General features: G+C 64.3%; 11 protein-coding genes and 1 pseudogene. 9 read left to right on the forward strand and 3 right to left on the reverse strand.

Annotated elements, in window-relative coordinates; genetic code table 11:
- The first annotated feature begins 70 nt into the window (after positions 1-70).
- Genes FHY04_RS16550 through FHY04_RS16565 form a run of 4 tightly spaced genes read left to right on the forward strand, consistent with a single transcriptional unit; the run spans position 71 to position 6,040 of the window.
- Positions 71-1,309, forward strand: a complete 1,239-nt coding sequence (locus FHY04_RS16550; RefSeq protein ID WP_183937230.1) for a TolC family protein — start codon at positions 71-73, stop codon at positions 1,307-1,309.
- Positions 1,306-2,553, forward strand: a complete 1,248-nt coding sequence (locus tag FHY04_RS16555) for an efflux RND transporter periplasmic adaptor subunit (protein WP_183937231.1) — start codon at positions 1,306-1,308, stop codon at positions 2,551-2,553. Before FHY04_RS16550 ends, FHY04_RS16555 begins: the two co-directional genes overlap by 4 nt.
- Positions 2,550-5,711, forward strand: a complete 3,162-nt coding sequence (locus FHY04_RS16560; protein ID WP_183937232.1) for an efflux RND transporter permease subunit — start codon at positions 2,550-2,552, stop codon at positions 5,709-5,711. The genes FHY04_RS16555 and FHY04_RS16560 overlap by 4 nt, the downstream gene beginning before the upstream one ends.
- On the forward strand, positions 5,708-6,040 hold the full coding sequence (locus FHY04_RS16565; protein ID WP_183937233.1) for a copper-binding protein: 333 nt from the start codon (positions 5,708-5,710) through the stop codon (positions 6,038-6,040). The genes FHY04_RS16560 and FHY04_RS16565 overlap by 4 nt, the downstream gene beginning before the upstream one ends.
- A 544-nt stretch (positions 6,041-6,584) precedes the next feature.
- Here the strand turns inward: FHY04_RS16565 and FHY04_RS16570 are convergent.
- Entirely contained in the window at positions 6,585-7,928 is a 1,344-nt protein-coding gene (locus FHY04_RS16570; RefSeq protein WP_128456138.1) for an IS1182 family transposase, read from the reverse strand.
- A gap of 135 nt (positions 7,929-8,063) precedes the next feature.
- Between FHY04_RS16570 and FHY04_RS16575 the strand changes: the two genes are divergently transcribed.
- On the forward strand, positions 8,064-8,336 hold the full coding sequence (locus tag FHY04_RS16575) for a metal/formaldehyde-sensitive transcriptional repressor (RefSeq protein ID WP_066609287.1): 273 nt from the start codon (positions 8,064-8,066) through the stop codon (positions 8,334-8,336).
- An 8-nt stretch (positions 8,337-8,344) separates the two neighbouring features.
- A pseudogene (dmeF, locus tag FHY04_RS16580) lies at positions 8,345-9,276 on the forward strand (CDF family Co(II)/Ni(II) efflux transporter DmeF).
- Between the two features lie 56 nt (positions 9,277-9,332).
- Here the strand turns inward: dmeF and FHY04_RS16585 are convergent.
- Both FHY04_RS16585 and FHY04_RS16590 read right to left on the reverse strand, forming a co-directional pair.
- On the reverse strand, positions 9,333-9,815 hold the full coding sequence (locus FHY04_RS16585; RefSeq protein ID WP_062734594.1) for a DUF4142 domain-containing protein: 483 nt from the start codon (positions 9,813-9,815) through the stop codon (positions 9,333-9,335).
- A 74-nt stretch (positions 9,816-9,889) separates the two neighbouring features.
- On the reverse strand, positions 9,890-10,801 hold the full coding sequence (locus FHY04_RS16590; protein ID WP_062734604.1) for a DUF1259 domain-containing protein: 912 nt from the start codon (positions 10,799-10,801) through the stop codon (positions 9,890-9,892).
- 151 nt (positions 10,802-10,952) lie between these two features.
- Here FHY04_RS16590 and FHY04_RS16595 point away from each other — a divergent pair, with 151 nt between their 5' ends.
- From FHY04_RS16595 to FHY04_RS16605, 3 genes are all read left to right on the forward strand, one after another.
- Entirely contained in the window at positions 10,953-11,924 is a 972-nt protein-coding gene (locus FHY04_RS16595) for a chromate resistance protein ChrB domain-containing protein (RefSeq protein ID WP_234422447.1), read from the forward strand.
- Between the two features lie 125 nt (positions 11,925-12,049).
- The gene (gene chrA / locus FHY04_RS16600) at positions 12,050-13,153 is read left to right on the forward strand and encodes a chromate efflux transporter (RefSeq protein ID WP_409349173.1); all 1,104 of its coding nucleotides are present in this window, start codon (positions 12,050-12,052) and stop codon (positions 13,151-13,153) included.
- A gap of 72 nt (positions 13,154-13,225) precedes the next feature.
- Positions 13,226-13,939, forward strand: coding sequence for a DUF2490 domain-containing protein (locus tag FHY04_RS16605; RefSeq protein WP_082679274.1), 714 nt, complete (start codon positions 13,226-13,228; stop codon positions 13,937-13,939).
- Positions 13,940-13,967 lie beyond the last annotated feature (28 nt).

Here is a 13,967-nt window from a genome sequence, read left to right on the forward strand (position 1 = left end):
AGTCGACCGGCAGGGCTTCGACCCTGCCGGTCGGTCTTTCGCTGAGCTTCGATCTGCCAGCGGGGAAACCATGTCCAGATACACGATACTGAGCGCCGCGCTGATCGCTGCGCTTACCACCACCACAGCCACGGCTGGACCGCTCACCTTCGATGCGGCGCTCGCCGCAGCGAGGGGCCATGCACCGTCACTACGCGCTCGTACCCTCGGTGCCGACAGCGCGCGTGCTTCACGTGGAGCTGCAGGCGCCCTCCCCGATCCGAAGCTCGCGCTCGGGGTCGACAGCTTCCCGGTTTCGGGGCCGCTCGCGTTCGAGCCCAATCGGGACAATTTTACCTGGGCGCGGGTCGGGCTGTCGCAGGACATTCCGAACGCCGCCAAGCGCCACGCGCAACAGGCACGTGCCGATACCGATATCGCGGCCGCCGATGCGGAGGCGGTCGCTGAAGCCCGCACCGTCGAGGTCGAAACCGCAATTGCTTGGATCACGCTGGCCTATGCCGAGCGCCGTCTGGTGGCGCTCGATGCCGTGCGCGGCAGGCTGGATCGTCTGGTACGGACATCACCAAGTGCGGTGTCGGCCGGTAGCGCTCGCCCGGCGCAGACGCTTGCCGGACGCCAAGGTCTCGCAGCCCTAGATGATCGCCGCGACGAACTGGTGTCCGCGGTCGCGCGCGCGCGCTCAGACCTGATCCGCTGGACCGGAGATCCGACCCCGGCGGTCGCCGGCCCGGTGCCAGACTTCATGGTGGACCCCGCGCAATTGCGCAGTGCGCTCGATCGCAACCCCATGCTGGCGGCGATTGCCGCCCGTGTCGGCCAGGCCGATGCCGACGTCCGGTTGGCGCAGGCCGATCGCCGCCCCGATTTCGGTGTCGACGTCAGCTATCAGCGTCGCGACCCGCGCTTTGGCGATTATGTCTCGGCAGGCGTCACCATCGGCTTGCCGCTGTTCAAATCGCACCGACAGGACCCGTTGATCGCCGCACGCGTCGCGGATGCGGCGAAACAGCGCGCCCAGCAGGAAGATACTGCCCGCCAACTCGCGGCAGGCCTCGATGCGGGCCTTGCCGATCATGTGATGCACCATGCGCAGTGGATGCGATCGAAGGAGACGCTCGAGCCGTTGGCGCGCGAGCGCGTCGATCTCGAGACCGCGAGCTATGCTGGCGGACGTGCCGGACTGCTCGATGTCGTCGACGCACATAGTGCGCTTGCCAATGCGGCCCTCGAAACGCTCGACCGCGAGGCATTGGTCGCGATCGACGGTGCGCGTCTCACCCTCACCTATCGGAGCGACCCACGATGAGCCCGCGCGATCTCGTCCCCCGCACGCCCGCGTCCCGCGCGGTCGTTCTTGCGATCCTTGCCAGCGGCGGGATCGGGTTCGTGGCCGCGCGGCTGACCAGCCCGGCTACGACAGCCCCGCTGACATCGGCGACTGCCGATCCGGCCTCTTCGGCTAAACCCAAGCCACTCTATTATTACGACCCGATGGTGCCGCAGGAGCATTACGACAATCCGGACTCGCTCTCGTCGATGGGGATGAAGACGATCCCCAAATATCCGGATGCGAGTGCCACGGCACCGGCCGCCAAGCCCGGCATCTCGATCGATCCGTCCGCAATGCAAAATCTCGGCATCCGTATCGCCACGGCGACTACCGGCATGCTGGCCGGCGCACTGGATGCGACCGGCACGATCGACTTCAACCAGCGCGACGTAGCAATCATCCAGTCGCGCGCAGCCGGGTTCGTCCAGCGGGTTTATAATCGGGCGCCGGGCGACGTGATCGCGCGCGGTGCGCCGATCGCCGACATCTTGGTGCCCGAATGGGGCGGTGCACAGGCGGAATATGAGGCCGTGCGGCGGACCGGCGACAGGGCGCTCACTGCGGCCGCAGCCCAGCGCCTGCGCCTTCTCGGTATTCCGGGTGGCACGCCGCGCGGGCGCGGCATGACCACCGTGCGCAGTCCGATCGCCGGTGTCATCCAGACGCTTGACGCGCGGCAAGGTGTAACGCTCGCCGCCGGGCAGACGCTGGCACAGGTCAACGGGCTCTCCACGGTCTGGCTTAATGCCGCAGTACCCGAGGTACGGGCCAGTGCGGTCAAGGTGGGACAGACCGCGACTGCCGAATTGGCGGCCTTCCCTGCCGAGCATTTCACCGGGCGGATCATCGCTGTCTTGCCGACGACACAAGCCGACAGCCGCACGCTCACGGTACGGATCGAGCTGCGCAACCCTAGCGGTCGCTTGCGCCCCGGCATGTTCGCGACCGTCCATCTGGGCGGCACGTCCGACACCGCACTGCTGGTGCCGAGCGAAGCCGTGATCCGCACCGGCACGCGGACGCTGGTCATGCTCGCCGAGGATAAGGGCCGCTATCGGCCAGCAGAGGTAAAGACGGGCCGTGATGCAGGTGGTAGGACCGAAATCCTCGCCGGACTGGCACCAGGCGAGAAGGTCGTCGCGTCGGGCCAGTTCCTGCTCGACAGCGAGGCGAGCCTGACCGGCATCGCCGCGCGGCCGATCACGGGCGACACGAAGTGATCGCGCGGATCATCGAGGCGTCGGTCAAGGCGCGCTTCCTCGTCCTACTCGCAGCCCTCGCGCTGATCGTCATCGGGGTGGGCGCTTTGCGCTCAACCGCAGTCGATGCGCTGCCCGACCTGTCCGATGTCCAGGTCATCATCCGCACCACCTATCCAGGCCAGGCCCCACAGATCGTCGAGAACCAGGTCACGTATCCGCTCGCGACGACGATGCTGTCTGTGCCGGGCGCGCGCGTCGTGCGCGGCTATTCGTTCGTTGGTGACAGCTTCGTCTATGTGCTGTTCGACGACGCGACCGACCTCTATTGGGCGCGCAGCCGGGTACTCGAATATCTGAGCCAGGTGCAAAGCCGCCTGCCCGAGGGCGCAAAGGCATCGCTCGGCCCGGATGCTACCGGGGTGGGCTGGGTCTATGAATATGCGCTGGTTGACCGGACCGGGCGTCACGACCTCGCGCAACTCCGCAGCATCCAGGACTGGTTCCTGCGCTACGAATTGAAGACCGTGCCAGGGGTCGCCGAGGTCGCGAGCATCGGCGGCATGGTGAAGCAGTATCAGGTTGTCCTCGATCCGCAGAAGCTGGCCGCTTACGGCATCACCCACGAGGCGGTCACTGAAGCGCTGAAGCGCGGCAATCAGGAGAGCGGCGGATCGGTCCTCGAGATGGCCGAGGCGGAATATATCGTCCGCGCGACCGGCTATCTGAAGACGCTGGACGATTTCCGCAGCGTGCCGCTCAAGACGGTTGGCGGCGTCCCCGTGACACTCGGCGACGTCGCCACGATTCAGATCGGTCCCGAAATGCGGCGCGGGTTGGCAGAGCTCAATGGCGAGGGTGAGGTCGCAGGCGGCGTCATCGTGATGCGCCAGGGCAAGAACGCGCGCGAGGTGATCGACGGGGTACGCACGCGGCTTGAGGAATTGAAGAGGAGCCTGCCACCCGGCGTAGAGGTCGTCACCACCTATGACCGGTCGGGCTTGATTGATCGCGCGGTCGACAATCTGCGCAGCAAGCTGATCGAGGAGTTCATCGTCGTGGCGCTCGTCTGCGCGCTGTTCCTCTGGCACGTCCGTTCGGCGCTGGTCGCCATCCTCACCCTGCCGCTCGGTATCCTCATCGCCTTCATTGCGATGCGCGTGCAGGGACTGAACGCCAATATCCTCTCGCTGGGTGGCATCGCCATCGCCATCGGCGCAATGGTCGATGCGGCCGTCGTCATGATCGAAAACGCGCACAAGCATCTCGAACATTGGGCGCACGATCATCCGGACGAAACGTTGGCGGGTGCCGAGCGCTGGCGCGTGATCACCGCTGCAGCGGTCGAGGTCGGCCCGGCGCTGTTTCTCAGCCTGCTCATCATCACTTTCTCGTTCGTGCCGATCTTCTCGCTCCAGGGCCAGGAGGGGCGGCTGTTCGCGCCGCTCGCCTTCACCAAGACCTATGCAATGGCGGGCGCTGCAATCCTGTCGATCACGCTGATCCCGGTGCTGATGGGGTTGCTGATCCGCGGTCGCATCCCGTCCGAGAATGCCAATCCGATCAATCGCGTCCTCACCCGCATCTACCGTCCCGCGCTCGACTGGGTACTGGCGCGGCCGAAACAAGCTCTGGTCATCGCCGGCCTTGTCTTTGCGACCAGCCTCTGGCCGATCAGTCAGCTTGGCGGCGAGTTCATCCCGCAGATGAACGAGGGCGACCTGCTCTACATGCCGTCCGCGCTGCCCGGCATCTCGACCGCCAAGGCCGGCCAGCTTCTCCAGCTCACCGACCGGCTCATCAAGACCGTACCCGAAGTGGAAAGCGTGTTCGGCAAGGCCGGCCGCGCCGACACCGCGACCGACCCTGCCCCGCTCGAAATGTTCGAGACCACGATCCGCTTCAAGCCCAAGGATCAGTGGCGCGCGGGCATGACGCAGGACAAATTGATCGATCAGCTAGACAAGGCGGTGAAGGTGCCGGGCCTCGCCAATTTCTGGATCCCGCCGATCCGCAATCGGATCGAGATGCTGTCGACCGGCATCAAAAGCCCGATCGGGATCAAGGTGGCAGGCGCGAACCTTGCCGAGATCGATGCGGCTGCGCGCGAGATCGAGCAGGTGGCGAAGACCGTGCCCGGGGTCGGCTCGGCGCTCGCCGAACGTCTCACCGGCGGTCGGTATATCGATGTCGACGTCAACCGGGCAGCCGCATCACGCTATGGTCTCAACGTCGCCGACGTGCAGTCGATCGTGTCGAGCGCGATCGGAGGCGAGACGATCGGCCAGACCGTCGAGGGACTCGCGCGTTATCCGATCAGCGTGCGCTATCCGCGCGAGCTGCGCGACAGCATCGAGGGCCTGCGCAATCTGCCCGTACTGACGCCGGCAGGGCAGCAGATCACGCTCGGCACTGTCGCTGACGTTCGCATCACCGATGGACCGCCGATGCTGCGCAGCGAGAATGGTCGGCCGGTAACGTGGATCTACATCGACGGGCGCGGCGCGCCGCTCACCACCATCGTTCGTGATCTGCAGAACGTGATCGCCGCCAAGGTGAAACTGCCGCCCGGCGTCAGCGTCACCTATACCGGCCAGTTCGAGTATTTGCAGCGCGCGGTCGAGCGATTGAAGATTGTCGTTCCGGCGACCTTGGTCATCATCTTCCTGCTACTCTACGCGACCTTCCGCCGGTTCGATGAAGCTGCGCTGGTGATGGGCACCCTGCCGTTCGCGCTCACCGGCGGCCTATGGCTGCTCTATCTGCTCGGCTACAACCAATCGGTCGCGACCGGCGTCGGGTTCATCGCGCTCGCCGGTGTTTCGGCGGAGTTCGGCGTGGTAATGCTGATCTACCTCAAGCACGCGCTGGATGCCCGCGGCCCTACACCGGACGACGCAGAGGTCGCAGCGGCAGTGCGCGAAGGCGCTCTCCTTCGTGTCCGGCCCAAGGCTATGACGGTCGCGGTGATCCTGGCCGGCCTGTTTCCGATCCTGATCGGGACAGGCACCGGTTCCGAAGTGATGAGCCGGATTGCGGCTCCCATGATCGGAGGCATGCTCACCGCACCGTTGCTCTCGATGCTGGTATTGCCGGCAGCATTCTTGCTGCTGCGGCGCGCCCGGCGTTCCCCTCACCCTTCAACCCCAGTCCCAACGCTGCAAAGGAATACGCTATGAAGAACACCCTGTTGGCACTCGCCATCCTCGCGGGCCTGACGACGACCACAGCATCGGCGCAGGCGGGCGCTTCCATGCAGGGCATGCCGATGAAAGGGGCCGTGAAAGTCGGGCGTGGCAGTGGCATCGTGACCGCGATCGATCCCAAGGCCGCCAAGGTGACGATCCAGCATGGGCCGATCGCGGCACTGGGCTGGCCTGCGATGACGATGGCGTTCACGGCAATCCCACCGGCACTGCTCAAGACCGTGAAAGTCGGACAGCGGGTCGACTTCGCCATGAGAATGCGCGGTTCCGTGGCGGAGGTTACAGCGATCCGCGCGCGTTGATCCTGGGCGGTGCGATCGTTTCCATCGGTACGCGGCGACCATCGCACCTTCCCGAACTCAGCCGATCCCCCCAAGTATCCGGATCTTCGCGGTAGCCGTCGCCGCTGCCGGCTTGTGAGATACATACTCTTTTGCCGATGATCGGGCGCGACCCTACCGGGGTCGGTACATAGAACGGACCCAGATATACGCTAAGCGCCGACAGGTCTGCTTGGGTGTCCGAAAACACCCGTTTGTCGTGCATCTGCGATGTCGACAGGGTTTTCCGCCATCCCTGCTGCCCAGCGACGAGTTTTGGGACAAACCGGCCGTTCGCGGCGGTTCAGTCTTTCGGCAGCTTCCGACCCAAAGGCGGTCATAGGCGAGGCACGTTTCCGATCTCGGGAGCGGATATTCTGAACCGGGGTTCTGACACACGCAAACCCTTGGACGATCGTGGTAGGTTCTATGGTGTCACAACCGTTCGAGACTGTTGAAAAAGGCGTGCGCGGGATTGGCTTGGCGGATAGCTGGCGACGCCGGGCACCGGAGGATGCGCCGCGTATCAGGCCGGCGCGGCCTGCCGGGCCAGCAGTTGAAGATTGTATGCCGCGGCAGCCATGGTGAACTCCTCGGCTGCTCCGGCGAGGCCTCGCAGCTTAAGCGTTCGTAGCCCCAGGTTGCGTTTCAGGTGGCCGAACACGCGCTCGATCCGCTGTCTTCGACGCCGCGCGTGCACATAGGCGTCGGTGCCGGCTAGGGCGCGCACGGTATCGCGGGCATCCTCGCTAACGAGGCGGGTGATGCTGCGTTTCCGGCTGACGGTGCATCGGGGCTTCAGTTTGCAGCCAGTACAATCGGCGACATGGCTCCGGTATACGCGAACCTGGCTGGCGCGTTTGGTGCCGCAATAGCCGAGCGGCTTGTCCGCCGGGCAGCGATAGGCATCGGCCTCGCGATCATAGCGAAAGGCATCACGGGTGAAGAAGGCGTCGCGCTGGCGGCTGCGGTCAATGACCGGGATGTACGGGGTGATATTCCGGTCGATTAGCCAACCGAGCAACGGGCCGCTGCCATACGCTTTATCGGCCGAGAGGCTCTCGGGTGCGATGCCCAGCATGGTGCCGGCACGCGACACCAGTGTCCGGGTCGCCGCGACCTCGGACGAGAAGCGCGCCGGCGTCGCCTCCACATCGAGGATGCAGTCGGTATCAAGGTCGAGCAGCGGGTTGATGGCGTATGCGTACCGCGCCGGCCCGTGCTTGCAGCTGAGCGCCGCCTGCGGGTCGGTCGGCGAGATGCTGGTTGGATTGACGGGCGCGGGCTCGTCGGGATCTGGCGGCAACGCGGCGTCGAGCGCCGCTAGATATTCGGCGACGGGTCGCGATATGCTCTCCCCGGCACGAAGCTCGTCCGCGGCATCGGCTCCCTTCAGCTTCCTCTCGCGGCTGGCGTCGGCCATGATCGTGCTGCCGTCAACCGCCACGTCGCGCCCAGCCACCAGCCCGGCCGCAGCGCACTTCGCGACCACCTGCTCGAATAGCAGGCGATGCAGGCCGCAAGCGCGGAAGCGGCCGTGCCGGTTCTTGGAGAAGGTGGAATGGTCGGGCACCCGGTCGGCCAGATCGAGCCGGCAGAACCAACGATAGGCGAGGTTGAGATGCACCTCCTCGCACAGGCGGCGTTCCGACCGGATGCCGAACAGGTAGCCGACCAGCAGCATCCGCAGCATCAACTCCGGGTCGATCGAGGGTCGCCCGCTCGGGCTATAGCTCGCTGCCAGCGCCTCACGGACGAAGCTGAAGTCGAACAGTCCGTCAATTCGACGTAGGAGGTGGTCGGCTGGCACATGATCGTCGAGCCGGAACCCGTAGAACAGTGCGCCTTGCGCCACCTGCCGACCCATCATGTTCGTGATCCTCCGACGCCTTTCAGGAGTGAATCACGCCTCCAGCCCCTTCGCAAGCAGCCGTTTTTCAACAGTCTCGACCGATTTTGACACCGCATTGCCTAATCTTTCACATATAGGGTAGGGGGGTAAGCTATGTCTCACTTGCATACTGATGACGCCCTTCTGAAACGCGTCCGGCGCATCGCCGGGCAAGTCACCGCGATCGAGCGAGCGCTGATTTCAGAGAAGGATTGCGCTACCACTCTTCACCTGGTTGCGGCGACGCGAGGCGCGATGAACGGCCTCATGGACGCGATTATTGAATCGCACGTTCGCGAGCATGTCGCCCGGCCTGATCTATCCGACGACGATCGCGCCGCTGGGGCGGAGCAGCTCATCGCCGCGATCCGCCGCTACTCCAAATAGGGACATCTATGGCAACGCTCCCCGCGATCAAGGGCCACACTCACGATCACGTTTTCCTCGGCTCCTCGCATGACGAAAACGCCCGGCGCACGCTCTGGGTGGTTGCACTCACAGCCGGAATGATGGTGGTCGAGATTGTCGCCGGATACCTGACCGGCTCGATGGCGCTACTCGCGGACGGGTTTCATATGGCGACACACGCGGGTGCGCTCGGCGTCACGGCTGCTGCCTACGCCTATGCCAAACGGCACGCCCATAATCTCGCCTATAGCTTCGGCACGGGCAAAGTCGGCGATCTGGCCGGGTTCGCCTCGGCGATGGTGCTCGGGCTGATCGCGCTCGGGATCGCGGTGGAATCCGTCCTGCCCTGTTTCAGCCGATTACGGTCGCCTTCGGCGAAGCAACGATCATCGCCGTCGTCGGCCTGGGCGTGAACATAGCCAGCGCCTTCCTGCTCTCGGGTGGGCATCACCACGGGCACGATCATCATCATGGACACGATCACGGCCATGCTCACGGCACGCATGGTGGCGATAACAACATGCGCTCGGCCTATGTCCACGTCCTCGCCGACGCACTCACCTCCGTCCTTGCCATCGCGGCGCTATTGGCCGGGCGCTATCTTGGCTGGATATGGATGGACCCAGTGATGGGCATCGTCGGCGCGGTTGTGATCGCGCGATGGTCGTGGACACTGATGCGCGACACAGCCTCGGTGCTACTCGACGCGACCGACAATCACGTTGCCGATGAAGTGCGCGAGCTGGTCGAGGCACCGGGGGATGCCCGGATTGCAGACCTTCACGTCTGGCGGGTCGGCCCGGAAGCGCACGCCGCGATCGTCAGTGTCGTATGCGGGCAAGACATAGACGGCGACGCGATCCGCGCCCGCCTGATGCCAGTCCACGAAATAGTGCATCTCACGGTCGAGTGCCGATAGGCAGCGTGCTTCACCAACACCATAACCGACAAATCATGACGCCATCATCGATTACCTCAGGCTTCCGGTAGATCGCGTGCTGCACCGAGGTGCTTCTGGATCACGGGCATGGCCGCTTGAGCCTTTGCCCGTTCAGCAAGATCGCTACCCTGCGCCGCGTAGGCGCCATGAACCTTCAGCGCTTCCTCGTGCGCGGCGATTTGCCCGCGTTTGTAGGCCGCGTTGAACTCAACGCTCGGCGTGTTCTGCAACGTGTCCAGCATCTGAGACAAGGGGGCGTCCAGCGCGCTTCCGGTGTCGGAGCGGCCAACGATCTTCTGGTCTGACTTCACTCGGCTATGATGGTGGACCATCTGTTGCGCGAAGGCTCGCGTAGCCTGGCTCTTCGAGCGGGTCAGCGCGAGCTGACTGGAGTCGACCTCGTACTTGCTCAATGCTTCCACGGCGCTCGAATAGCCCGTGGTTTCCAACGGTGCCGGGTTCGTGCTGATCCCGGCCTGAGCGAGGGACGGCGAGAACGGCATCGCAAAGCTCGCCATGGATAGCGCGCATAGAAATACGCCTGATAACGTCCTCATTGATCTGCTCCTGACTTACTACGGCCTTAAAATGTTCAGCCCGCAGGGCGGACGATGTTGGTCTTGTCCAGCGCGGCGCGAAGCCCGCGTGCCAGCTTACGCGCGTCATCGTTTGCCCAGAAGTGCATGAAGAAGAGCCGCGGCTGATCGTCCAGCATATGGTTGTGGAGTGCGGTCACCTCGATCCCATTTGACCGTAGTGCACGAAGCACCGGATCGACTTCGGCGGCGGTCAGCACGAAATCGCCCGTAATGGCCGCCTTTCCTCCGCCGGTCGGCTGAAAGTTGAGCGCCGTTGCCGTGCCCATTGAGGCGGGTGCAGGCATTCCGCTGTCGCTCAGCTTTTCAGCTCGGGGAAAACCGAACTGGTAGACGCCTCCGTTGGGCTTGCCCTTGCCGCCCATGATCCCGTCGATCGCGGCGGTGTCGAAGTCGAGTTTGGAATCCGCGGCCTTGGCAGGCGCGGTCATCGGTGTCCGACTCTCGGCAAGCGCGGACCGCAGGTTCTTGGCCATCTCTCCCGGATCGCCGTGCCCGCCGACATGCAGGTACATCGTCGCCGGTGAGGAACGGAGCAAATGGTTATGGAGCGCCGTCACCGTGAAGCCACTCGTGAGCAGCTTGCTCATGACAGGGTTCACCTCGTCGTGCGTCAACACGAGATCGCCCATGACCATGGCCTCTTCGCCCATCGGCATGAAGGCGAGCCAGGAGCCGAGCGCCAGCGCGGGCTTGATCGCCACGCCGTCGAGCTGGACGTTCAGATCGGAGCGAGGAAACGCATAACGGCGGACCCCGTCCGGCTGCGTCGTGCCGCCCCGGCCAAGATTTTCGTCCACTGTTGCCCACCTGTTGCTGTTCGCCTGAGCTGGGGCCGTTTGCGGAGCGGTCTGGGCGACTGCCGGTCCAGCGAGCAGGGCGGCAAGCGGTAGCAACAAGTGACGCAATGCTTTTCTCCTTGGATTCGACTGGCGGGCCGCATTCGCGAATGCTCGCGACCCTATGATGTGCACCACGAATTTTCCGGACAACATTTAGCTTGTGATGTGAAATGATACAAGTGTACGTTAGATTTATTATTGTGATACAGAATGCCGCATGACTGACGATCCACTTATCAAGCCACATGACTGGCTGCTGCTGATCCCGCAGCTACCGGCCAAGCCGGCCTATCTGCGCGTGCGGGTGTGGCGGCGCTTGCAGGCGATCGGTTCTGCTCCGCTGAAGAACGCAGTCCACGCGCTACCCCTGCGTCCCGACACGCGCGCGCTGTTCGAGGAGTTGCGAGCGGAAATCACAAACGGAGGCGGCGAGGCACTGATCCTGGAGGCCCGGCTTGTCGAAGGCATGACCGGTGCGGAACTTCGCGCCATGTTCGACGCGGCCCGCGACGCCGATTATGACGATCTGGCGCGTGAGTTACGCTCGTTGACCGAAGGCGGCGAGGTGGCCCTGGCGGATACCCGGCGGCTTAGAAAGCGTCTGGACGAGATCGCCGCGATCGACTTTTTCGGCGCGCACGGGCGACAGGCTGTCCTGGCCGCCCTCGCCGACGCAGACCGCCGCGTCCATGAACATCCGGACGTAAGCGGGACGGGCGCGCTGGAGCTGACGCCCGCGGAGCTGAAGGGCCGCACCTGGGTCACGCGCCGGCATGTCCATGTCGACCGCATCGCGTCGGCCTGGCTGATCCGCCGGTTCATCGATCCGCAAGCCAGCTTCAAGTTCGTGGACGGCAAAGGCTACGTGCCCGAGCCGGAAGAACTGCGTTTCGACATGGCAGACGCGGAGTTCACGCACGAGGGCGACCGCTGCTCCTTCGAAACACTGGTATATCGAACCGGTCTCGATGCCGACCGGGCGCTGATCGCGCTAGCCGAGATTATCCATGACCTCGACATTGCGGATGGCAAGTTCGGCCGACCGGAAGCGGCCGGAATCGCCGCGTTGGTCAACGGCATTTGCGCGGGAACGGATGATGACGTGGAGCGGATTGCCCAAGGCTCGGGCGCGCTCGATGGTTTCCACGCGCATTTCACCAAACAACGTGGCGGACAGGGGGCTGGATGATGGCACATATCGGTGATTTCGCCCCCACAAGCTCGGTCATCGGAGAAGCTCGGCCACCTGAGCTGAGCTACCCCGCGCTGTTCCTGCGCTTCCTCCGTTTCGGCATGATGGCGTTCGGTGGTCCGGTGGCGCAGATCGCCATGATCAGGCGCGAGCTGGTCGATGAGGAACGCTGGATTCCAAGCGACCGGTTCAACAAGCTCCTGGCCGTGATGCAGGTGCTGCCCGGACCGGAGGCGCATGAGCTGTGCGTCCATCTCGGCATCCGTGCCAAGGGCCGTCTGGGAGGTGTCCTCGCCGGGCTAGGCTTCATGCTGCCGGGACTTGTCCTTATGCTCGCGCTCGCCTGGGCCTATACACGGTTACCGATCCAGGGGACCGTGTTCGGCGCCATCTTCCTTGGCGTCCAAGCGGCGGTCATTGCGGTTATCGTGCGCGCCATCCACCGCATCGGCGAGCACATCCTGCTCGGGCCGTGGCTATGGGCGACCGCCATCGCAGCCGCAGTCGCGTCGCTCGCCGGGGTCAGCTTCTGGATTGTGCTTCTCGCCGCCGGTGCAGTCTATGCGCTCGGTTCGACCGGCCGTTACGCACTCGCCGCGGTCGTGGTGGCGCTCGCGATCGGCGCGGCGACCCTGACCTGGACGGGTGGCACGGCCCTGGCGGGGACGACGACCGGCGTGCGGGAATCCGCTCCTACGATGGCCGCGCTTTTCTGGGCGGGGTTGAAGGGCGGCCTGCTGACGTTCGGTGGAGCGTACACAGCAATCCCGTTCATCCGGCACGACACGGTGGGCCAAGGCTGGATGACCGATGGACAATTCCTAGATGGCCTCGGCCTGTCGGGCATTCTGCCTGCGCCGCTAGTGATCTTTGCGACCTTTGTAGGCTGGATCAGCGGCGGGCTGGCCGGTGCGCTGGCAATGACGGCCGGCATGTTCCTGCCCGCATTCGCCTTTTCGCTCCTGTTCTACGATCGCCTGGAAGCCGTCGTCGAGCACAAACGCCTCCAGCTATTCCTGGCCGGGGTGGCGGCAGGTGTCGTCGGTCTGATCGTGGTGACGGTGATCGATCTTGCCCAGACCACGGCCACGCGAACACCAAACCCGATCGCGAGCTTGCTCATCTTTGGCGTCGCGCTTGCCGTCATGTACCGCTGGAAAAGCAAGCTCGCCACGCCTGTCGTTCTGGCTATCGGGGCCGCGGTCGGAGCGTTCACCCTGACCTGATGGGATAGCGACGCCCCCTGATCTCAAGTCTGAAGCAACGTCTAAACGCATGTCCGGGTTGGAGCAGTGCATATGAAGGGTAGCAGTAAAATGGGTATGCCGAACGTCCGATATATCCCGCTTCTTCTCGCCTGTTTGGCGAGCGCGGTCATCGGTTCTCCCGCCCACGCGCAGGACGACATCCAGGCATGGGGATCAGTGATCGCCACAGGACCGGTTCGCGGCGACCTCTTTCTATGGCTCGAAGCTCAGGGGCGCGCGACCGATGACGTCGGGGGAGGCAGCCAGTTCATTGCACGGACCGCGATCGGCGCGAGGATAGCACCCGACGCTCATGCAATCGCGGGTTACGCCTATATCCGTACCGACCCGGAAGGCGGCCGGATCACGAACGAACACAGGCTTTGGCAGCAGGTGCAATTCGCCGTCGTGCGGAATGGTAACGGGACCCCCCTTCTCATCAGTCGCACGCGGCTCGAACAGCGCATGCTGGAGGGTCGAGATGATACCGGGTGGCGGTTGCGACAGTTTGTCCGGGTGCAGGTGCCGATCGCGCGCCAGGGAACAGTGCAGGCAGTCGCCTTCACCGAAGGATTTTTTAACCTGAACTCGACGAGCTGGGGTGCCCGTGACGGCGTGGACCAGTGGCGTACTTTCGTCGGAGTCGGCGTACCTGTCGCGCCCCGAATGCGATTAGAACCGGGCTACCTGAACCAGCACGTCTTTCGGCGCGGAGAAGATCGCACCAACCACGTGCTGAGCGCGACCCTTTTCGTGGCGCTTTAGCCAAGCAAGCCCGGACGCAGACGAATTG

The sequence above is a fragment of the Sphingomonas sp. BK481 genome (assembly GCF_014194875.1).
GTDB classification, from domain to species: domain Bacteria; phylum Pseudomonadota; class Alphaproteobacteria; order Sphingomonadales; family Sphingomonadaceae; genus Sphingomonas; species Sphingomonas aerolata.